The sequence below is a fragment of the Wolbachia endosymbiont of Oedothorax gibbosus genome (assembly GCF_936270145.1).
GTDB lineage: Bacteria > Pseudomonadota > Alphaproteobacteria > Rickettsiales > Anaplasmataceae > Wolbachia.
In genome coordinates this window covers 1,501,190-1,520,920 of the sequence record NZ_OW370537.1, presented here as the reverse complement: position 1 = coordinate 1,520,920, position 19,731 = coordinate 1,501,190, and the positions used below count along the sequence as shown (strand labels likewise).

The following is a 19,731-nucleotide window of genomic DNA, read 5'->3' as shown; positions in this document are numbered from 1 at the left end:
CAATACTATGTTTTTATTTGTGGGTAATAGTAAGATTTGATATGCTACCGACGCTTATGTTCAAATTGAAGATATCATTTACGACACTCGCTATTTCGCGTTTTGAATTTTTGTAAAATCCGCTGAACGCTGCAATTATTCCTTGGTATCTGACGTAACACCTTCTGGTAACTTACTGCTTCTTCTTTTCCCACATCTCCGGCAACGGCCATGCTCTAATTACTACATAAGGCTTGATTTCCGGAAGATCAACTTTTTGATGAATGTAAGGTTTCCCATATATTGCAATCTTCCCTCCGCATTCGCAAGTAGATGACAACTTTACTTTTATCACCTCATCTGCATCCATTTTGGCGCGAAAACTTCCTTTATGACCAACCTGACCACCGACGTTTCTGTCGCTCTTTGGCTTGTCCTTTTTTATTTTGTACAACTCTCTAGAGCTTGGTAGAGATGAATTTTTCGAGTTTACTTTCCTTTAATTCAGCGTTCTCTATCTTCAAAGCTTTACTTTCTGCTTTTAAACTTTCATTCTCTCTTTCCAGCCTTTCTATTTTTGCTTCTAACTTTTCTATTTTTTGCTGTAAATTTTTGCAAAGTTCTAAAAGGTTTACCTCACTTTTGCTCTATGATTATCTTTTTAGATCACCTTGTCTACCTTATTCTGCCACTCCGCTGAACGGATACCTGAGTGCTTTTAACGTCGCTAAGTGCTGTGTTTGCTTTGTATGAACAGTAGCATCCAATTGTAAAGAAGGCAAATGCAGTTACAGCAAGTGGAATACATATTTCCAAATTAGGTATTGTTAAACATGCACCAATAGCAAACGCTCCAGACAACACAAAAGAAGCAGAAGCGCAGTTGCTTTGTTTTTTACCAGGAGAAATTGCTCGTGAGGGTTTTTCGTTTTTATTACTCAGACTTTTAGTACGGAGCAGTCTATTTTCTGATAAAAACCTATCTCTTTCTTCAGTCAGTCGAGCTACTTGATTAGTAAGAGCGCTAATCCTTGCTTGCTGACTTAATTTCTCTTGCTTTGCACTATCCAGCTCTTGCTCTTTTTCTGCAAGTTGAGCTTTTGTCTTTTCAAGTTCATCTACAAGTTCTTGTGCAAACTCCTCAAAACCTGCTGGTATATTAGTACTTGCCAAAGGTTGTAATGTATTTGCAGGAAATTTTTCATTTAGATAATTTGTAATAGATTCGATTGGATTATTAACACCCCTCAATGCAGCAGTAACAATTGCATGACTCATGAAGTCATTATCTTCTACTAATTTTTTTACATCATCTAAATCTTTTTTATTAATAGTAGCGGTTAATCGCTCTGTGATAGCTTGTTCAATTATTCGCTTCACCCATGGATTTCGCTCTATAGCTTGTATTGGCTTTATTTGACTAAAATCCAGCTCTTTATGTTTTAAAAGTTTTGTCAATACTTCTTCGTTACCTGGTGTTATTCCTCGTAAACACGATTCGATAATTAAGCTAAGCGGTGTTTCTATTTCTTCATTGTAGGTTCTTTTCCAGCAATTAGGGTTAAGCTCTTCATTCAATAGCATGTTCGCTTGGTAAAATTTTCTACTAGCAAGAGCACCTAACAACTCGTTTGCTTTTTGTGCTTTTTTAAACTCCAATTTTATTACATCTCCGGAACCTCTTTCAATACAATTTTCAGGGCTTTCATATTTATAATTTCTGACATTAGTGCTTGCATTTGGGTACGTGAGCAATATTTTTACCATATCTCTAGCTCCAACTTGGCAAGCAATATGTAGGGCTGTATCTTTCTTCATCTTAGAAGTTTTAACGTACTCCATCACACCACCGTAGATTTCACTCAAGTGTATACTATTCCCACCATCTACAGGTTGATCATCATCACAATATACATAATAACCTGATTGCATTTGTACTACTTCTCGACCGAGAGATAAATATACTAGACGCCCATGTCGATCTTTCTTTTGCCTTTCCTCATAAACATATTCCCTACTTTGAGCGTTAATATCGATACTGCTATTTTGTATAAGCAATTTAGCCATTTTTTCTAACGTGGGCTGTCCATCACCGCTGGTAGCACAGGCATTAACGATAGACATCAAAGGTGTCATGCCTTCTCCATCAAACGCATTAACATCCGCACCTTCTTTTAGAGCTTGCTTAAAACCTTCTAGGTTTTCATTCTCAATAGCTTTAAATAACTTTTGTGTTGGTTCATCGAGCGGTTCTGGAGTTTTCTGATTATATCCAGTATTTATCCCATTCCTTCCATAAAGCATATTAAACCTACCTAATAATTTACTAACATAATTATGTAAAAAAAAAGGAAAATTGCAAGCAATTTATCTATAGCTAACCCAAGAAAGGTGTCATACCGCCGCGGTATCTCAGCATAGATTCCGCTAACAAGTAGCGGAATGACGAATTTTTGTTTTTAAAATTATCGGTAAACTTAAGTCACTTTAGCTATAAAATCCTAGAATTAACTACGACTCCAAAAACTTCTCTGCATCAAGCGCAGCCATGCATCCTGTTCCTGCTGCAACTACTGCCTGACGATATACCTTATCTTGAACATCACCAGCGGCAAACACTCCTGCCCTACTAGTTAAAGTTGTTCCAGGTTTTGTAATTATATAACCCTGCTCATCCATTTCAACAAAGCCTTTAAAAATACCCGTATTTGGTGCATGCCCAATTGCAATAAACACTCCATCCACTTTTAATTCTTGGGTTTCTGCTGATTCAATCGCAATACCAGCAACCCTTTTTGGATTTTCTTCTCCAAGAATCTGCTCTACGGTATGGTTCCACATTACTTTTATTTTATCATTTTTAAAGAGCCTATCTTGCATTACTTTTTCCGCTCTCAATTTATCACGCCTGTGTATTAATAGCACTTCTTTGGCAAATCGAGTTAAAAATATCGCCTCTTCAACAGCAGTGTTTCCACCACCTACCACAGCTACAACTTTATTTCTAAAAAATGCACCATCACAAGTTGCACAAGCTGAAACTCCGTAACCTTGAAATTCCTTTTCACTCTCCAAACCAAGCCACTTCGCTTGCGCACCGGATGCAATTATAATTGCATCTGAATAGTAGTCATTGATATTACCAGAAGATCTAAACCTATACTCATTAGAATCCTCAAGTTGTTCAACGCTTTTTATCTCATCATCTATTATTTTTGCTCCAACCTGTTCTGCATGCAACCTCATTTGCTCCATTAGTTCTGGACCCTGTATTGAAACAAAACCAGGATAGTTTTCAACATCTGTAGTAATTGTAAGCTGACCACCAGGCTGCATTCCCGTTATTACAATCGGCTCTAAGTTTGCACGTGCTGCATATATAGCGGCAGCATAACCCGCTGCCCCGGATCCAATAATAAGAACTTTTGTACTAAATTTATAATTCTTCACTGTATGAGTTTAGATAATCAGCTACTCCTTCGTCGCTTGCCTGCATTGCTGGCTTACCTTTTTTCCACCCTGCTGGACATACTTCACCATACTCTTCATTATGTTTAATTGCATCAACGATTCTAACGAATTCATCGATATTACGCCCTAAAGGCAAATCATTTATCGATTGATGACGTACAATAAATTTATCATCAATAACGAAAGTTGCTCTCAGCGCAATTGAGTCATCATATAAGACCCCATAGTCTTTTGATATAGATTTTTTGATATCAGACACTAAAGTGTAGCTAATCTCTCCAATACCACCATCATTAACTGGAGTGTTTCGCCATTTATAATGTGAAAATTTTGAATCTACACTTATTCCTATCACTTCAACACCACGTTTTGAAAAATCCTCTATTTTATTACTAAATGATATCAACTCAGTTGGACAGACAAAGGTAAAATCAAGTGGATAGAAAAAAAGGACAGCATACTTATTTTTTATGTGCTTACTCAGACAGAAATCATCAACAATTTCTCCACCAGAGAGAACAGCTGAAGCAGTAAAATCGATAGCAGATTTTGTTACAAGATTCATAATTGACCTATTCTTTTAAAACAAGTCCAATTTTACACCTTGATGAACCTATATGCAAGTTTTCTTTGATTTTAGTCCTATAAAAACTTCCTCAAATAGCTCTTCTTTTTTACCGATAAGCAGGAAAAAGAATGGTGTCATGCAAGTAGCTTTCCATCCAAAAGGGTGTCATCCGAGTACCTTCTCCTGTCATCCCAGTGTCAGCTACTCGGATGACATCATCCTTTTTTGGGGATTCTAGCGTCACGCACTGGGATGACACCCTACTTAACCGTCATACCGCCGCGGCGCTAACAAGAGATCCCGCTGCGGGATGACGAATTGCTATGCCGCCACGAACCGTCATACCGCGATTCATTCGCGGTATCTCATCCGCTAACACGTAGCGGGATGACGATTGTCGGTGAACCTAAGTTACTTTAGCCATAAACATTAAGAAATTTACCAAACGAAAAAAAAGGCAAAAGAAGCCCTAGTCATTGTCTATTTTCAGTATCGGCGTTCTTTAAGTCTTAAACACTGCAATTTAGCTGCTTTTAAACGCAACTAACTTAAGCTATAAATGTTTAAGAAATTTACCAGCAGAAAAAAAAGACAAAGAATCCCCGGAGTAGCTAGTTATTCCACTCTTTATTTTAAAATTTGACGTTGGGTGATGTCTTAAACGCTTTATAAGCGCTTTTCAGCTTATGTGGGTAAAAACCCAAAATTTTTATAAAGACATAGTATGCACATAGTGCAAAAATTAAACAATAGTACGCCAAATACAAGTCTTCTTGTCATTTTAATCTGCACAGATTGGGAAGTTAAATAATATAGCTTCAGTTTCATGATAAGAGGGCTGGTGGAGTTTGTCAAGGAAGTTTTTCGTTTCTATTCCCAATGTTATATGGTTACGCAAAGTCTATTATTATTTTGGTCTATTTGTGACTCATTAATCATAGTTTGAACGAGATTAGTTACCATAAAAGCACAGCCTAGAATGAAAAAGGTAGTAGAAATCAAGAGGATGGTAGGGATTGGGGTCATGAAAGTAGCTTGACACTCGCATCCAGTTTTCTTTATAATTTCCTTTGTGAAAGAACAAAAGTGCTTATTTGTAACGATAGCTGGCTTACCAAATGCTGGGAAGTCTACATTAATTAACAGCATCATAGGCAAGAAAATTGCAATTGTTACCCCTAAAGTACAAACAACAAGGACGCAAATAAGGGGTATTGCAACATGCAACAACACACAAATTGTCTTTACTGATTCCCCGGGAATTTTCTCAGCAGAAACAAAACTTGAAAAAGCTTTAGTCAAATCTGCATGGTTGGCAGTTAAGGATAGTGACATCACTTTGTTGCTTATCGATGCAAGCAATTATTTGAAAAATATAGAAAGAATCAAGACCATATTCGCGCGGCTGCAACGTACAAAAGGCAGATGCATTTTGGTCATCAATAAGATTGATTTGGTAAAGAAGCCTGAACTGAAGATAGCATATGAACATCTAGATTTGCTTTATAAGTTTGAAAGAATTTTTATAATATCAGCATTAAAGAGTGATGGACTTTCTGATTTGATGAATTACTTGTCTGAAGTTGCACTTGTGAGCCCTTGGTTTTATGAAGAAGATCAAATAACCGATTCCTCGACAAATTTTTTATCAGCAGAAATTACGAGAGAAAAGTTATTCTTGAATTTGCGTGAAGAATTGCCATATTCTACAGCTGTTATAACTGAACAATTTGAGGAAAAAAAAGATAAGAGTTTAGTCATAAAACAGATAATATTTGTGTTGAAAGATAGTCATAAAAAAATAGTGCTAGGAAAAGATGGCAGTAATATTAAGAAAATTAATATCGAAGCGCGTGCTGAACTAGAAAAATTATTTGAGTGCAAGGTACACCTCTTTTTATTTGTAAAAGTGCGACCTTGGATCGACCGTCCGGAGGAGTATATAGGCAATGCTTAATTCTTTATTGGTATTTGATATTGAAACTATACCAGATGTAAATTCCTGCAAAAATTTGCTGGATATTGATGACGATAGTAGTGTAGAAGAGAAGAGGGATGCATTAACAAAGTATCATCTCGAAATAACAAACGGGCAAAACTCTTTTTTGCGTCAGCCTTTCCACCAAATTGTAGTTATTAGTTTTTTACTTTGCAATATAAGCTACCAGAGTGGTTATGAGGTGTTCACACTGCAAGAAATAAGATCTGGAGGCACACTAAATTCCAGTGAAAAAGAGCTAGTGAAAGGATTTTTTAACTACATATCAGAGAAAAAGCCAAGATTAGTTTCGTTTAACGGACGCACTTTTGATATACCAGTGCTGAAGTATCGTGCTATGGTCCATGGCATTCAAGCAGAATATTTTCATAAAGCTGGCGATAAGTGGAATAGTTACAATCAGAGATATAGCAGTGATTGGCATTGTGATTTGCTTGAATCCCTCTCTGATTTTGGAGCTTCTGCGAGAGTAAAAATGAACGAAGTTTGTGCAGCATTTAATCTTCCTGGTAAGATTGGAGTTGATGGGTCACAAGTTATGGGCTTATACGATAGCGGCAAGATACAAGAGATTCGAGATTATTGTGAAACAGATGTAATTAACACTTATTTGATTTACTTAAGGTTCATGCATCATCAGGGAAGAATCACTACTGAAAGCTACAACAAAAGCGTGGAAGAGCTGCTTTTAGAGTGCGAAAAAAAAGAACATCTAAAAAAATTTAAAGAGGAATGGTTGTGGTGGAAACTTTTATATTGAATTTAAATGAATAAATATTATGGAGCAATCTAATAATTGCTCCATAGTAATAGTTATACACTCCTTACAGTAGACAAAGAACTCTCAACTTCTGCTTGTTCAAGCTGAGAAGAATTTTTATTTTTTACTTCTTCGAAAAAATTTGACCCACCAACAATATAATTTACCGCATTGGCAGCGCAATATTGAACATTACCTAAAATCGCACAATTAATTAGGCTTAATGCCCTAACAGGATAGTAAAAGAGAGATACGTTATTATTTAACTTGAAATCACTTTCATCCATTACTTTAACAGTTTCATGATACCCATCTATTTTATGAAAGGAATATCCTTCCGGTGCTGATATTCTTAATTGTGCACCTACATGAGCATAACCAAAAAGACCAGGTGATACTGCTGGCACTGGATCTTGTCTATGTTGAGTTACTCTAATGGTTTTTTCTTGAAGAACGTCATTATAAAATTTACTAGCAGCAAGGTCAAAAACCCTTGGGTCACCAAAAGTTGCAACGTGAACATCTTCAGCACCTTCTGTTTTATTAAGACATAAAGCAGCTATCTTAGCAATAGCTCCTCCCATACTGTGACCTGTGAGATTTATTTTAAAATCTTTGATTTCTGATCCTTGTTTTTCAGCATGAGATTTCAAAATGCCATAAAGATTAGGCCATGAATCCGTAAATGAATTATAAAAACCACGATGAATTCTTCCACCGTCAGGTAAAAGTTCTGAAGTAGTAAAAGATGCATTTAGATCAGTGATTAGATCATTTAAGCCCCATAAACCATGACTCATACGAGTACCGTGGTAAGCTATTGTTATTTCTTTACCTTTTATGAAAACATGACCAGCATCTTTTTCAAAGCTATTACCAAATGGAATGATTTCATAACCTTCTTTAGTAAGTTCAGCTCTAGTTTTATACATTTTTTCAGGGGATGGAATAATTTCATAACCTTCCGTAGTAACTTCAAATCCAGTTTTGTATAATTCTTCAGCTAAGGTGTTGCATCTTTTTTCACTTAACTTATTGTCGTTATCACCATAGCTTATTTTACAAAAATTACTCATCTCTAATAATTTCTCTTTATTAAATCCTGCAATTTCTGCGATACTTTCATCTATCTGGTAAGAGGAAGGTAAAGAATGTGGTTCATTTGGGTCACGAGGATTTATAAATTCATAATCTTCAATGATCTCAAATTCATCATCATATTCTTCTATCTTACATTTGCCGTCATCTGCTAAAATAGAGCTTGATTGTTCTAATTGTGAATCTATACTACTTGCACCAGTACTTGTGGTACTAAACCAATTGCGTAAGAAACTAAAATCCATAAATACCTCGATCTATTTAAAACTAAACAACTTTATTTAACTATAATGTAGATTGATATTATTGTCAACAACCATATTAACATTTTAATTTTTTATATGCTCTCACTTTGAGTAAAAATTTTACTTCCATAGAATAAATAGTCGAGTTATAATGCACTAACAAGCGAACCTCTGTACTAAATTTTGGTTAATATACACGTTGAGCATATTAAGAAAGTTGCTTTTAAGGTATTGCATTTTACTTTTATTTTCGTTATAAGGTTGCTTTAAGTTGAATTTTCAACATTTTTATACTATTTACATTTAAGATATGATTTCGAAATTTTTTGGGGGCACTTCATGAAAAAGTCTATGTATACTAGAACTGCTCTAGTTTCTTTATTAACTTTATGTTCTTTCAGCAGTTTTGCAGCTGACTTTCCTGATGAGAGTATGAAGGAAATAAAAAAGCAAGAGAGCACAAAAACTTCTGGAAAAACAGAAGTTATGAAAACATCAAATAAAAAACTGAAAGAAAAGATGGACAGAATATGTAATGCTGATCCAAGAAAAAAAGCTGAAGAGCTTAAGAAAAAAGAGGAGCTAAGATTAGCAGCCGAGCAGAAGAAAAAAGAGGAGATCAGGTTAGCAAATGAGAAAAAAGCAAAGCTTATAGAGGATTCAAAAGCGAAAGCTCTAAGCGCTAAGAATTCTAATATAGAAAAAGATAAAGTTTCAAAAACTAAGCGTTCTAAAACTAAGAATGCTAAAGTTGAAGCTAAAGATGTAAAGAAGGATGTAAAAGTTATTAACAAAAATACAGAGGAAAAAGTTAAGGCAAATCCTGTTGTTTCAGTTGGTGGGGTTGATATTATCGACACTAACCAAGGAAAAGATGGCTTAAGAATAACTTTCGGTGGTGTTGTTGATGCTCAAAGCCATGGCAAACCTGGAATAATTGGTGATAAGCATTATAACATTATGCCGGGCAAATCTGCAGATTATTTCAACAATGCTCAGAATAACATAAAAGGAGCAAATCCAATATTCCCTGAGGGAATAGGAAATATTGGTGATTATAGCGAAAGCATGGGTATGATTTCGGATGCAATATTGCACTTAAGAGCTGAAAACAAAAATGAAGATTTAGGACTTCTTTATGGTGCTGATGTGCAGTTTCATGTCCCAGTTACTGAAGGTAAGGGAGCATCACAAGGTGTGAATGCTGCAAGGGGCAGAAGTGCACATGTGTTTTTGAGTTCAAAATATGGTGACGTGAAGCTTGGTTACCAATTTGGTCCTGAGGCTCTGATGAGACTTGATGCAACAAGAATTGCAACTGTTGATGGAGCTGCAGATAGCGACTGGTTCAGAAAAGTGAATTTAGAAGGAAGTGCTGCAAATTTTCCATTTTACGTAACACCACGTCTTTACACTGAAAGCTTCTCAAGCGAGAGTGAAAAACTCTCCTTCCGTATGGCAGGAAAATACAACAAAGATGTTATGACTACACTGCCGTTTAGAGTTGCTTACTACTCACCAAATTATATGGGTGCAAGATTTGGTGTTAGCTATTCACCTCGCTATGATAGTGGTTTATCCGTTGTAAAAGAAATAGCTCCAGATCTTCTCAAAGATTCAAGTAATAAGGTAACGGGGGTAAAACATGAGGAGACGTTAAGACATGTTGGGCCAGACTACGAGCATATAGTAAGTGCTGGTGCATCATATGAATATGATTTTAGTAAACATAATATAAAAGTTAAAACTTCTGTGGTTGGTGAGTATGGTCAAGCAAAAGAACCAAATAAAGATAAGCATCTTTATAAGGAGTTCATAAAATACAATAACCTGGCAGGTATTAATTTAGGTGTAAGCGCTGATTATAAGATTAATGAAGATCAAGGTGTAAAATTTGCTGCTTCTTTTGCATATTTGGGCAAATCTGGTCAACCAAAAGGTATTGAAAAATTAGGCAATAATGGTGAATACGGCAAAATTGATAGTGATACCACTACCGATGATGGTAAAAGAGTGAAAGGCTTAGAAGATCAATTTGTAGGAGATGGTAAAGACACTATATACTGGACTGCAGGTGTTGGCTATCAATATGAGAATATCTACACAAGCTTGACATACTTTGGCAGTAGAATGAATGATGGAGATATGCTTCACGATGGTGCACTTGGCGTTCAATATGATCTGTCTCCTGCATGCAGTAAGAGCAAATTTGTTCCTTACGCAGCTCTCCATTATTTTATGACTGACGAAAAAGGTGCACTGAAAGATAAAGATGGTGCTGATGTACCTTCTAACCAAGGAGTTCTTCTGCTCACTGGTGTGAAGTTTTCTTTCTAACCAACCAGTACACACCACAGCTTGAATGTGGTGTGTATCTTATCTGTTAGTGTTTATTTGTCGATCAAATAAACATATGGTGTCCTCTCTCCTGTCATCCCAGTGCGTGACACACAACTGTACGAACATTGTGATTTGAGGACACTCCACCAAGAAGGATGTCATCCCAGTGCCCAGACACTGGGATCCAGCTTTCCATGCAACTTCATCAAAAGCGTTTATTCAGCATAAGATCAGCCACTTTTTATGCTCACCAAATCAGTTTGCTTACTTACAAGCAAAATTTCCTGGATTCCAGTGTCAAGCACTGGAATGACACCCTATGGTCACCGGAATGACGCTTTATGGCTACTTAGATGATGAGAAAAGAACACACTGCCCTTATTCTACTAGCCGTATAGCTACTTTCAAATTCAATCAATTAAACAGGAGGCCCCTATGCAAACCACACTAAAAAATCATTTAGCTGGAGAATTACTTACCACTGCTACGTGCTGGAAATTAAAGCTCGCAGGTGGAGAAGTAATGGGATTCACTGACTATGATGAAGATTTAAATATTGATAATATACTCTATAAATCTTCAAGTGGATTTACAGCCAGTAGTATAATATTAAACAGCGATTTAAAAACTGATAATCTAGAAATTGAAGGGATATTAAATAGTGTTGATATTAAAGAAAAAGATGTTTTATCAGGAAAGTACGACTTTGCAAATATTGAAATATTTCTTGTGAATTATAAAGACTTGACCCAGGGGACAATGAATCTACATTCAGGAACTTTTGGTAAAGTGACATTAAGTAGTGGAAGATTTATTGTTGAAATTAGAGGGCTCTCAGCAAAGCTTGAGAGAAGCATAGCAGAATTATACTCTCCTGCATGCAGAGCACAATTTTGCGATGATAAATGTAAAGCCGATACTAAAAAATTTAGTAAAATAAGTACAATCACTAAAGTAATAGATGAAAGAAGATTTGAAGACACGAATTTAACTGAGAGTGATGAATATTATAAGCACGGAGTAGTGAAATTCTTTGGCTCAACAGCGTTTGAAGGTGTAGTAAAAGAATATAAAAATAAAGTAGTTACGTTGTTTACTTCGCCTTCATACCAAATTTTTGCTGGAGATAAATATTCAATACTCGCAGGTTGCGATAAAACATTTCCAACTTGCAAAAACAAGTTTAACAATACTGTAAATTTTCGTGGTGAACCCTATATACACCCCAGTTGCGGATTAATCAATATAGTAAAATCTAGAAATACAGGGCTTTTTAGGCTTCATGGAATATGAAACTAATGTGGAAAAGACGTGCACCAAGAAATTTATTGGAGACCTGTGCCTTGAATGCTCAAGCTCAAGTCTGTCTTTTAGGTAGCCAAAAACTGTTTCAATAATCGACCTTTTTCTTAAAAAAATCTTTTCTTCAAGTAGCATTAATGTGTTTTTCATACCTTTTTTTACTTTGGTAACGAGTTTTAGTCCTCTATCGAAGAGTTTTGCAAAGAGCTCTTTCTTTATATAGCCCTTATCACCAAACAAAAGACCAGTCAGTTTTTCAGTTAATTTTGGTACTGGTTTTCTGTCGTCAACGTTACCTTTAGTAAGTGTAACTCCTTGAATTTCACCTTTTTCATTAATTACCATATGCAATTTAAAACCAAAAAACCAGCCATATGTAGTCTTTCCAAGCTTTGCCAATCCTTTGAAAACTTTGTTTCTTGAGATTCTTTTTGGATGGCAAACAGCGATAGATGTTGCATCTATGTACGAAATCCCTGTCATTTTCGACTGCTCACATAGCCATTGCAAAAGTAATGCTAAATACCATAAAACCCTCGGTTTTAGCCTAATAAATCTACTATATGTTGGCAAATTTTGAAACTCAGATCCATATAGTGCTTTCAAATAATATGTATAGAAAGATTTAAAGTCCTCACATCTAGATTGTTGATAAAGTAAAATTATAGTAAGAATTTCAGAATGCGTAATCTCTGGCGTTCTGGTAGGTTTTTTACTGTTTGGCAGGAGTTTTTCTGCGAAATTTTTGTTTATAGCCTTGCAAAAATCGTCTACAAAGCAAAATAATTCTGTTACATTTTTATTCATGGGTAACCTCTCTACTTTTTGATAATATGTTTCCGGAGTTTACCCTATTTCCCTATCTTTTTCACTGACTTCTAATCCGCAACTGGGGTTATATACCAGGTTTTTATATTGTTTAGCAGCATAATTTTCAATATTATGAATACATGGAAAGGTGGCTGAGTGGTCTAAAGCACACGCTTGGAAAGCGTGCACATATGAAAATATGTCGGGGGTTCGAATCCCCCCTTTTCCGTATATAACTTCTAGAATAGTATAAAACCCGCTATGTCAGCCTCCTTTTACCCCACTTAGGTATGTACCAATATACCTAATTTTGTTACAACATTCCCAATAACATAAATTATTTTAGCTATACTATCAATAGCATTGCTTTAAAAAGAGTGCCCATATTTTCAGTCAACCTTAAGAATTCACTAAAGATCCTATTCTTTTGTTCATCACTTGCGCTTTTCATTAAAGCCTGGGTTCTTTCTTTTATTCCAAAAAGATATAAAAATTCTCTTTGAGTTAAAATCTCGCAATCTACGTGTTTTAATGAATCTTTTAATACTTGAAAGTTTACAAGTGCAGTAATATCACTATTACCAACATTCTCAAGAAAATTAGCATACTTATGTTGCTTTATCGATTGCAAAGTGCTCTTATATCCAGGATATACATAACCATAATCTATAATCAACGCAGCTCCTTTATTATTATATATCTTCTTCTCAAGTTTTTTTAATATTTCAACCCCAACTGAACATATTTCCACCACTGCACCATTAAAAAGTTTTCCATTTGTCGTCTGAGTCGCTAATACTGGAACCCATAATTCTTTTTTTCTGGATTTCAGTGCCACGCACTGGAATGACACTCCATCATCTTGTTTTGTTACCCTATTTTCGTACCACTGCCCATCGCGGTAAACAAACTGATCTATCGGAAGAGCGTCAAAGAACTCATTTGCTAAAAAAATGGTTGGTTGTTCTGGTAGGTTGTCAATATCTTTGTGCCAATTAACACCTAAGCCTTTTAATTTTTCCTTTTGTATCTTCCGTAAAGTAGGGCTTATTTCAACTAAGTGGATCAACATTGAATTAAAAAAGCTGCTGTACTTTTTAGTGACTCTTACTATATCGTGAATGAGTGTTCCTTTGCCTGGCCCAAGTTCAACTAGAGAAAATTTTGATGGCTTTCCTAATTTTTCCCATGTATGCATTATCCAAACTGCAATTACTTCACCAAATAATTGGCTGATCTCAGGTGCGGTAGTAAAATCACCATCCTTACCAAGTGGTAATTTACTCGTATAATAGCCGTATTTTTCATGGTACAAAACGGCATTCATGAAATCACTGATGGAGATTGATCCTTGACTTTTGTTAATTAATTCGTGTATATAAGTGAGCATGTTATTAATAAATGTTTAACTATAGCGTATCATGATATAAAATAGTGGAGTATTTATATATATATAGTATAAACTTAAGTTTATGAGTAATAGTGCTTCTATTATGAACAATCAAGATACTGATCTTGCTTCTCAAGATGATGATATTAAATACAAATTTGAAGAAGTTGTCAATCTCATAGAGAATAAGGTTATAAATGCTGATGGGCTCACTTTAGCAGAGGTATTTCAAGTGCTAGTTCAAATGCTAAATGGTGATCTAGAATTGGTAAAAAAAGTATTAGCATATGCTAATATTATGGCAAAGCATGGAATGAAGGTAGCAAAAGAGTCGCAATTGAGCAGAGCTGATGTTCGCCGAGCTTTGGAAGGTAAAGAAAGTGTTGTCAATAGACAAGATTTTATAAAGAAACCACCTCTTCCACCTGCTATAAAATCAACCAAAAAGAAAAGTAGAGGTCTTTAAATGGCTGAATCTATAAAAAAATTTACTGTACAATGTGACTTCAAAGGGCAAAGTTCACCTTTTGCAATATACATAGGAAATCCAAAAGGTGATGCTCATCCAATTCATCATCAAGATTCCTGGCTTGTAAAAGAACGTGGAGGGAATATCCCTAATAAAGTAAAAGAAAGTCTACAAAAATTATATAAATTATCTCAAGAAAATGGAGTCTCTTTCTCAGAGCTATGCGCGTATGCCATTACTGTGGTTAGTAATAATGATAAAAAAAGTGACGACAAGCAGTGAGATAGTTTAATCTCTCAATATTTCATTTATAGAGATTTTCGATCTCGTCTTTTCATCCACTTTTTTCACTATGACTGCACAATAGGTTGAAATGTTATTTTTAGATGGAATAGACCCTGGTATCACTACAGAATAAGGTGGCACTTCGCCATAAAACACCTCGCTAGTTTCTCTATCAATAATTTTTGTTGATGCCCCAATAAACACACCCATGCCAAGGACTGATCCTTCTCTCACTACCACACCCTCAGCCACCTCGCTACGTGCTCCGATAAAGCAATTATCTTCTATAATGACAGGTGAAGCTTGAATAGGCTCAAGAACTCCACCTATTCCCACTCCACCGGAAATATGGCAGTTTTTTCCTATTTGCGCACAGCTACCAATCGTTGACCAGGTATCTATCATTGTTCCTGAATCAACATATGCACCAACGTTGATAAAACCTGGCATTAGAACAACATTTGTACCTATATGAGCAGATTGGCGGACAAAACACCCAGGAACTGCTCTAATTTTTAACCGGTGAAATTTTTCCTCATTCCATTCACTAAACTTGTTACCGATCTTGTCAAACCAGCAATTGGTATTATCTATTATTTTGTTTTCTTCAGTGAGAAAATGTAATAATATTGCCTGCTTTATCCACTTATGTACTACCCATTCTCCACTTGATAGCTTTTCTGCTACTCTAATTTTGCCACTATCTAAGAGCTCAATTACCTCTTTAATTGCTATTCTTGCTGTTTTCTTTAGATTACAGTCATTAAATTTTTCTCTATTTTTCCAAATATTTTCTATCTCACTCTGTGTTTTTTTTAGTTGCAAACCTTCCATTTGTTATATATATATTGATATTAAATTTGTAGCTCTGTATCATTTGAGCTTGTTACTACTTTATATGTAAGTGCTATGAAAATACAATGTAATAGTTGTACTAAAACTTACTTAGTATCTCCTAAGCAAATTGGCGCGTCTGGAAGAAAAGTGAAATGTACGAACTGCAATTACATATGGCATGAATATCTAGAAGAAGTGTCAAATAAGTCGCCCTCTGCTAATATACAGGAAAAAAAAGTTAATGGAAAGAATTTTTTACAAAATCTAGCATTTACCACTCTAGCTTTTGCAACAGCTACAGGGTTATGCGTCGTAATTGCTAATGGCATCTTTCCTAGAGAGATGAACAAAGCATACAAAACGATCAGTTTATATAAGGATTCAATAAGCTATAAATTAGGGTACAAAAAAGAACAAACAGAAAGTCCAAATGTAAAAAAACTTGCTGTAAATAAGTTTTATCAAGACTACCTTTTTTTATCTAATTTAAGATCTAGTTAAATAGGCATAAACCATCGCCGATATCGGTATCCAGTTCCTATAGCTACTCAGATGATGCAAATAGTATTAGGGTGACAGAGTTTTAAAAATAAGTTATTTTTTAGTAAAAAACAGCTCATGAGTATTAAAATTGCACCTTCTATACTTTCAGCAGACTTTGCAAAATTAGGAGAAGAAGTAAGAAAAATTAGCGATTTAGGCGTGGATTACATACACATAGACGTTATGGATGGGAATTTCGTTCCAAATATTACAATTGGTCCTAGCGTTATCTCTGCAATACGTAAATATAGCAATCTTCCTTTTGATGTGCATTTAATGGTCAAATCTCCTGGCAACCACATTGAAAGCTTTATAAATGCTGGTGCTGATATTATCACTGTACATGCAGAAGCAGAAATACACCTTGAGAGGTTGATAAGAAAGATAAAGTCATACAAAAATGTAAACGACGCAAAAAAACCGATTCAAGTTGGAGTTTCAATTGTTCCTTCAACTTCCCCAAGTGTGCTTGAATACATAATACATGAGCTAGATATTGTGCTGATTATGACAGTCAACCCTGGCTTTGGAGGGCAGGAATTTATTCATTCGCAGTTGAACAAGATATCTACTATAAAAAAAATGATACAAGAGCGTGGTCTTAAAACACAAATTTCAGTAGATGGTGGAGTGAGTCCCCTAAACGCAGCTGATATAATAAAAGCAGGTGCAGATATTTTAGTTGCGGGATCGGCGATATTCAAGGCTGAAGATATTAAGAAGGCCGTAAACGATCTTAAAATCCATCGTGGTAATCCTATATAGCTAGTGCAGCCCTACGTCATACTGCGCACAACTGTACGAATATTGTGATTTTGGCCCATCAGATCCCAGTACTTGACACTGGGATGACATCATAGAGGCACTGGAATGACACCTTCCTAGTGGAAATTGCTTCTCAAATCATAATGTTCGTACAGCTATGCACGGTATCTCAGCCACTAACACGTAGCAGAATGTTGGCAAACCTAAGACCTTTAGCTAGTTAACACAAACCATTTCTATTGTCTACCAATGTGAAAAAGTTTCTGGTCCAAGTAGTCAAAGGCTACTTGGATGACAGGAGTACTCTTAATAAAAACCTGATGATGAATCATTATTACCAAATTTCGGCCTATTTCTGTTGCTGAAACCAGAACGAGGACGAGAAGGCCTCTTATGGTGATTTCCTCCAGGTTTTCTATTAAATGAATTATTGTAATAATTATCCCTGTCATTTGGACTATCTTTCCTTTCCTCGTTGTAAAGCTCACCTTCAAAAAATTCTCCCGTCTCTTGATCAACCCGACGTCTTGACAATTTTGGACATCCACCTTTTTCGAAGTCAATTACTAGTGCTTTGAAAGTATCATCTTGTTTAAGTATGCTCTCTATAGAATCTATGTGTTCATTAGCTACTTCACTTATGTGCATTTTTCCTTTTCTGCCATTAAGAAATTCAAGCTCTACAATAGACTTCTCTATTCTTACAACCTTGACATCAACTATAGAACCTTGTTCTAGTTCTGTTATTGAATCAATCATCATACTCTTTGCAATTTCAGCTTCAGTGCCACTTGTGGCAAAAACAGAAACTTTACCATCATCTCCTATTTCAATTTTTGCATTACTTCTTTCACACACACTGCGTATATTTTTTCCTTTAGCACCAATAGCAGCAGAAATTTTGTCTTTATCTATGTAAAATGATAACATTCTTGGTGCATGATCTTTGACATCATTACTGTGTTCTGAAATCACTGCATTCATTTTTTCTAAAATATGTAATCTTCCAGCTTTTGCCTGTTCTAAAGATTTTTCAACAATTTCAAAGCTTATACCAGAAATTTTCATGTCCATTTGTAGTGCCGTAATCCCTTCACTAGTTCCTGCTACTTTAAAGTCCATATCACCAAGATAATCTTCATCACCCAATATATCGGAAAGTATTACATACTCGTCTTTATCTTTAATAAGGCCCATAGCAATTCCAGCAACAGGGGCCTTTATTGGTACACCAGTATCCATTAAAGCAAGAGAAGTCCCACAAACTGTTGCCATAGAAGAAGAACCATCAGATTCCAAAATTTCGGACACTACTCTTATTGTATAAGGAAATTCAGACTTATCGGGTAAAACAGGATGAATTGCTTTCCAAGCAAGTTTGCCATGACCGATTTCTCTCCTTCCTGGTGCACGTATAGCAGAAGCCTCTCCAACAGCAAATGGAGGGAAATTATAATGCAACATGAAATGCTCACGTCTATCCCCTTCAATATCATCCACAATTTGCTCATCTTGAGTAGTGCCAAGAGCAGTAACAACCAGTGCCTGAGTGTTGCCTCTTGTAAACAGTGCAGAACCATGAGTTCTGGACAGAATATCAACTTCAACTTCTATCTGGCGTATCTCATCATGCTTACGACCGTCTATCCTTACACTTTTCTTCCTAATTATTTCACGTACTAAAGATCTTTCAAAGTTTTTTACCGCATACGCAATTAACTTTTCGTCTTTTCCAGTTTCTTTAAGAGTATTTAATATATTCTCTCTGATTGCTTCTAGAGCTTGAACTCGCTCTTGTTTTACTGTTTGCGAATATGCTTTTTCAAAATCTTTACTGTGCTTTTCAAGATCTTGCATTATATCTAATACGTCGATAGGAGCAAAGCTCTCAGGTTTATTGCCAATTGTATCAGCAAACTCTTTTATGAGCTTAATGACAGGCTTAAGGTGTTCATGGCCAAATTTTATTGCATTAAAAACATTTTCTTCAGAGAGCTCTTTCACTTCTGACTCAACCATTAAAATCGAATTTTCATCACCAGACAAAAACAGATCCAAGCTGCTTGCTTTCATCTCTTGAACAGAAGGGTTGAGTATATAGTTATTATTTTCATCACAACCAACCATCACTCCAGCTATAGTAAAGTGAAAAGGAACACCAGAAATTGCAAGAGCTGCAACAGTACCAATCAATGCTGGCACTTCAGGAGGATTGACTGTATCATAAGTTAATAGATTGCATACCACACTAATTTCATCATTAAATCCTTCTGGAAATAGTGGTCTTATACTTCTATCTATTACTCTTGAGATTAAAGTTTCTCTATCAGATGGCTTGCCTTCTCTTTTAAAAAAGCCGCCAGGGATCTTACCCATGGCATAGCTTTTTGCGATAAACTGTACATTTAAAGGTAGGAAATCAACATTTTCTTCCTTCTTTTTACTTACAACAGTTACTAAAACAGAAGTATCACCGTAATTTACAACTACTGAACCATGAGCTTGGCGTGCTATTTTTCCTGTTTCTAAAGATAAGGCACGACCACCCCACTCTATAGATTTTTTTATAATTTTAAACATACTAAATTCCTCGATTATTTTCTAATGCCTAACTTTTCTATTAATTCCTGATAGGCTTCATTACCAAATTTACGCTTTATATAATTTAAGTGCTTGCGTCTTCTACCTATCAATATAAGTAAACCACGCTTAGAGTGATGGTCATGCTTGTGCACTTTAAAATGCTCAGTTAAGTTACTGATCCTCTCGGTCAAAATTGCACATTGTACAAAAGATGAACCTGTATCATCTTCTTTGATTGCATATATATTTATCAAACTCTTTTTCTTTTCGGATGTTATCGACATCTA

General features: G+C 35.6%; 16 protein-coding genes, 1 tRNA gene and 2 pseudogenes. 9 read left to right on the top strand and 10 right to left on the bottom strand.

The genetic code is table 11. The annotated features are described in order from the left end of the window. Window positions 1–34 precede the first annotated feature (34 nt). The 4 genes and pseudogenes from NBW37_RS07405 to NBW37_RS07390 form a co-directional block, all read right to left on the bottom strand. Window positions 35–575, bottom strand: a pseudogene (locus NBW37_RS07405) (IS66 family transposase); the annotation flags it as partial. Window positions 576–654: 79 nt separating this feature from the next. Beyond that, window positions 655–2,283, bottom strand: a complete 1,629-nt coding sequence (locus NBW37_RS07400) for a TomO hydrophobic C-terminal domain-containing protein (RefSeq protein ID WP_250296375.1) — start codon at window positions 2,281–2,283, stop codon at window positions 655–657. A gap of 207 nt (window positions 2,284–2,490) precedes the next feature. After that, window positions 2,491–3,429 carry a thioredoxin-disulfide reductase gene (gene trxB, locus NBW37_RS07395; RefSeq protein WP_250296374.1) on the bottom strand — a complete coding sequence of 313 codons (939 nt, stop codon included), beginning with the start codon at window positions 3,427–3,429 and terminating at the stop codon, window positions 2,491–2,493. Next, window positions 3,416–4,015: a peroxiredoxin gene (locus NBW37_RS07390; RefSeq protein ID WP_250296372.1), complete on the bottom strand. Its 600-nt coding sequence runs from the start codon at window positions 4,013–4,015 to the stop codon at window positions 3,416–3,418. Before NBW37_RS07390 ends, trxB begins: the two co-directional genes overlap by 14 nt. Before the next feature lie 1,075 nt (window positions 4,016–5,090). Here NBW37_RS07390 and era point away from each other — a divergent pair. Together era and NBW37_RS07380 are read left to right on the top strand one after the other, a co-directional pair. Continuing rightward, window positions 5,091–5,975, top strand: a complete 885-nt coding sequence (era, locus tag NBW37_RS07385) for a GTPase Era (protein WP_250296370.1) — start codon at window positions 5,091–5,093, stop codon at window positions 5,973–5,975. Further along, window positions 5,968–6,787, top strand: a pseudogene (locus NBW37_RS07380) (3'-5' exonuclease). Before era ends, NBW37_RS07380 begins: the two are co-directional and overlap by 8 nt. 43 nt (window positions 6,788–6,830) lie before the next feature. On the opposite strand, the gene NBW37_RS07375 reads toward NBW37_RS07380, so the two are convergent. Continuing rightward, window positions 6,831–8,120, bottom strand: coding sequence for a lipase family protein (locus NBW37_RS07375; protein ID WP_250296369.1), 1,290 nt, complete (start codon window positions 8,118–8,120; stop codon window positions 6,831–6,833). A 339-nt stretch (window positions 8,121–8,459) separates the two neighbouring features. On the opposite strand from NBW37_RS07375, the gene NBW37_RS07370 reads away from it, so the two are divergent. Both NBW37_RS07370 and NBW37_RS07365 read left to right on the top strand, forming a co-directional pair. Next, window positions 8,460–10,457 carry a WD0745 family porin gene (locus NBW37_RS07370; RefSeq protein WP_250296368.1) on the top strand — a complete coding sequence of 666 codons (1,998 nt, stop codon included), beginning with the start codon at window positions 8,460–8,462 and terminating at the stop codon, window positions 10,455–10,457. A gap of 438 nt (window positions 10,458–10,895) precedes the next feature. After that, window positions 10,896–11,753, top strand: coding sequence for a DUF2163 domain-containing protein (locus tag NBW37_RS07365; protein ID WP_250296367.1), 858 nt, complete (start codon window positions 10,896–10,898; stop codon window positions 11,751–11,753). Here NBW37_RS07365 and NBW37_RS07360 read toward each other — a convergent pair. Further along, window positions 11,697–12,569: an IS982 family transposase gene (locus NBW37_RS07360; protein WP_250295817.1), complete on the bottom strand. Its 873-nt coding sequence runs from the start codon at window positions 12,567–12,569 to the stop codon at window positions 11,697–11,699. The genes NBW37_RS07365 and NBW37_RS07360 overlap by 57 nt on opposite strands. A 145-nt stretch (window positions 12,570–12,714) precedes the next feature. Between NBW37_RS07360 and NBW37_RS07355 the strand changes: the two genes are divergently transcribed. After that, window positions 12,715–12,801, top strand: a tRNA-Ser gene (locus NBW37_RS07355). Window positions 12,802–12,918: 117 nt separating this feature from the next. Here the strand turns inward: NBW37_RS07355 and NBW37_RS07350 are convergent. Beyond that, window positions 12,919–13,962 (bottom strand): class I SAM-dependent methyltransferase, encoded by a 1,044-nt coding sequence (locus NBW37_RS07350; RefSeq protein ID WP_250296365.1) that lies wholly within the window; start codon window positions 13,960–13,962, stop codon window positions 12,919–12,921. Window positions 13,963–14,044: 82 nt separating this feature from the next. On the opposite strand from NBW37_RS07350, the gene NBW37_RS07345 reads away from it, so the two are divergent. Then, window positions 14,045–14,428, top strand: coding sequence for a hypothetical protein (locus tag NBW37_RS07345; RefSeq protein WP_250296364.1), 384 nt, complete (start codon window positions 14,045–14,047; stop codon window positions 14,426–14,428). Then, window positions 14,429–14,713, top strand: coding sequence for a DUF2610 domain-containing protein (locus NBW37_RS07340; RefSeq protein WP_250296363.1), 285 nt, complete (start codon window positions 14,429–14,431; stop codon window positions 14,711–14,713). A gap of 6 nt (window positions 14,714–14,719) precedes the next feature. Here the strand turns inward: NBW37_RS07340 and dapD are convergent, their stop codons facing one another. After that, window positions 14,720–15,550 (bottom strand): 2,3,4,5-tetrahydropyridine-2,6-dicarboxylate N-succinyltransferase, encoded by an 831-nt coding sequence (gene dapD / locus NBW37_RS07335; RefSeq protein WP_250296361.1) that lies wholly within the window; start codon window positions 15,548–15,550, stop codon window positions 14,720–14,722. Window positions 15,551–15,625: 75 nt separating this feature from the next. Between dapD and NBW37_RS07330 the strand changes: the two genes are divergently transcribed. Together NBW37_RS07330 and rpe are read left to right on the top strand one after the other, a co-directional pair. After that, window positions 15,626–16,054 carry a zinc-ribbon domain-containing protein gene (locus NBW37_RS07330; protein ID WP_250296359.1) on the top strand — a complete coding sequence of 143 codons (429 nt, stop codon included), beginning with the start codon at window positions 15,626–15,628 and terminating at the stop codon, window positions 16,052–16,054. 117 nt (window positions 16,055–16,171) lie between these two features. Then, complete coding sequence (gene rpe, locus NBW37_RS07325; RefSeq protein WP_250296358.1) at window positions 16,172–16,861, top strand: ribulose-phosphate 3-epimerase; 690 nt, start codon at window positions 16,172–16,174, stop codon at window positions 16,859–16,861. 306 nt (window positions 16,862–17,167) lie between these two features. Here rpe and pnp read toward each other — a convergent pair whose 3' ends face one another. Continuing rightward, the gene (pnp, locus tag NBW37_RS07320) at window positions 17,168–19,441 is read right to left on the bottom strand and encodes a polyribonucleotide nucleotidyltransferase (RefSeq protein ID WP_250296356.1); all 2,274 of its coding nucleotides are present in this window, start codon (window positions 19,439–19,441) and stop codon (window positions 17,168–17,170) included. Window positions 19,442–19,455: 14 nt separating this feature from the next. After that, window positions 19,456–19,728 carry a 30S ribosomal protein S15 gene (gene rpsO, locus NBW37_RS07315; protein WP_006279944.1) on the bottom strand — a complete coding sequence of 91 codons (273 nt, stop codon included), beginning with the start codon at window positions 19,726–19,728 and terminating at the stop codon, window positions 19,456–19,458. Window positions 19,729–19,731: the final 3 nt, after the last annotated feature.

What these genes read in the sequence shown, in the direction of transcription:
- NBW37_RS07400 (WP_250296375.1), bottom strand. Translation starts at nt 2,283, where the DNA reads ATGCTTTATGGAAGGAATGGGATAAATACTGGATATAATCAGAAAACT.
- NBW37_RS07390 (WP_250296372.1), bottom strand. Translation starts at nt 4,015, where the DNA reads ATGAATCTTGTAACAAAATCTGCTATCGATTTTACTGCTTCAGCTGTT.
- NBW37_RS07375 (WP_250296369.1), bottom strand. Translation starts at nt 8,120, where the DNA reads ATGGATTTTAGTTTCTTACGCAATTGGTTTAGTACCACAAGTACTGGT.
- NBW37_RS07370 (WP_250296368.1), top strand. Translation starts at nt 8,460, where the DNA reads ATGAAAAAGTCTATGTATACTAGAACTGCTCTAGTTTCTTTATTAACT.
- NBW37_RS07365 (WP_250296367.1), top strand. Translation starts at nt 10,896, where the DNA reads ATGCAAACCACACTAAAAAATCATTTAGCTGGAGAATTACTTACCACT.
- NBW37_RS07360 (WP_250295817.1), bottom strand. Translation starts at nt 12,569, where the DNA reads ATGAATAAAAATGTAACAGAATTATTTTGCTTTGTAGACGATTTTTGC.
- NBW37_RS07350 (WP_250296365.1), bottom strand. Translation starts at nt 13,962, where the DNA reads ATGCTCACTTATATACACGAATTAATTAACAAAAGTCAAGGATCAATC.
- NBW37_RS07345 (WP_250296364.1), top strand. Translation starts at nt 14,045, where the DNA reads ATGAGTAATAGTGCTTCTATTATGAACAATCAAGATACTGATCTTGCT.
- NBW37_RS07340 (WP_250296363.1), top strand. Translation starts at nt 14,429, where the DNA reads ATGGCTGAATCTATAAAAAAATTTACTGTACAATGTGACTTCAAAGGG.
- dapD (WP_250296361.1), bottom strand. Translation starts at nt 15,550, where the DNA reads ATGGAAGGTTTGCAACTAAAAAAAACACAGAGTGAGATAGAAAATATT.
- NBW37_RS07330 (WP_250296359.1), top strand. Translation starts at nt 15,626, where the DNA reads ATGAAAATACAATGTAATAGTTGTACTAAAACTTACTTAGTATCTCCT.
- rpe (WP_250296358.1), top strand. Translation starts at nt 16,172, where the DNA reads ATGAGTATTAAAATTGCACCTTCTATACTTTCAGCAGACTTTGCAAAA.
- pnp (WP_250296356.1), bottom strand. Translation starts at nt 19,441, where the DNA reads ATGTTTAAAATTATAAAAAAATCTATAGAGTGGGGTGGTCGTGCCTTA.
- rpsO (WP_006279944.1), bottom strand. Translation starts at nt 19,728, where the DNA reads ATGTCGATAACATCCGAAAAGAAAAAGAGTTTGATAAATATATATGCA.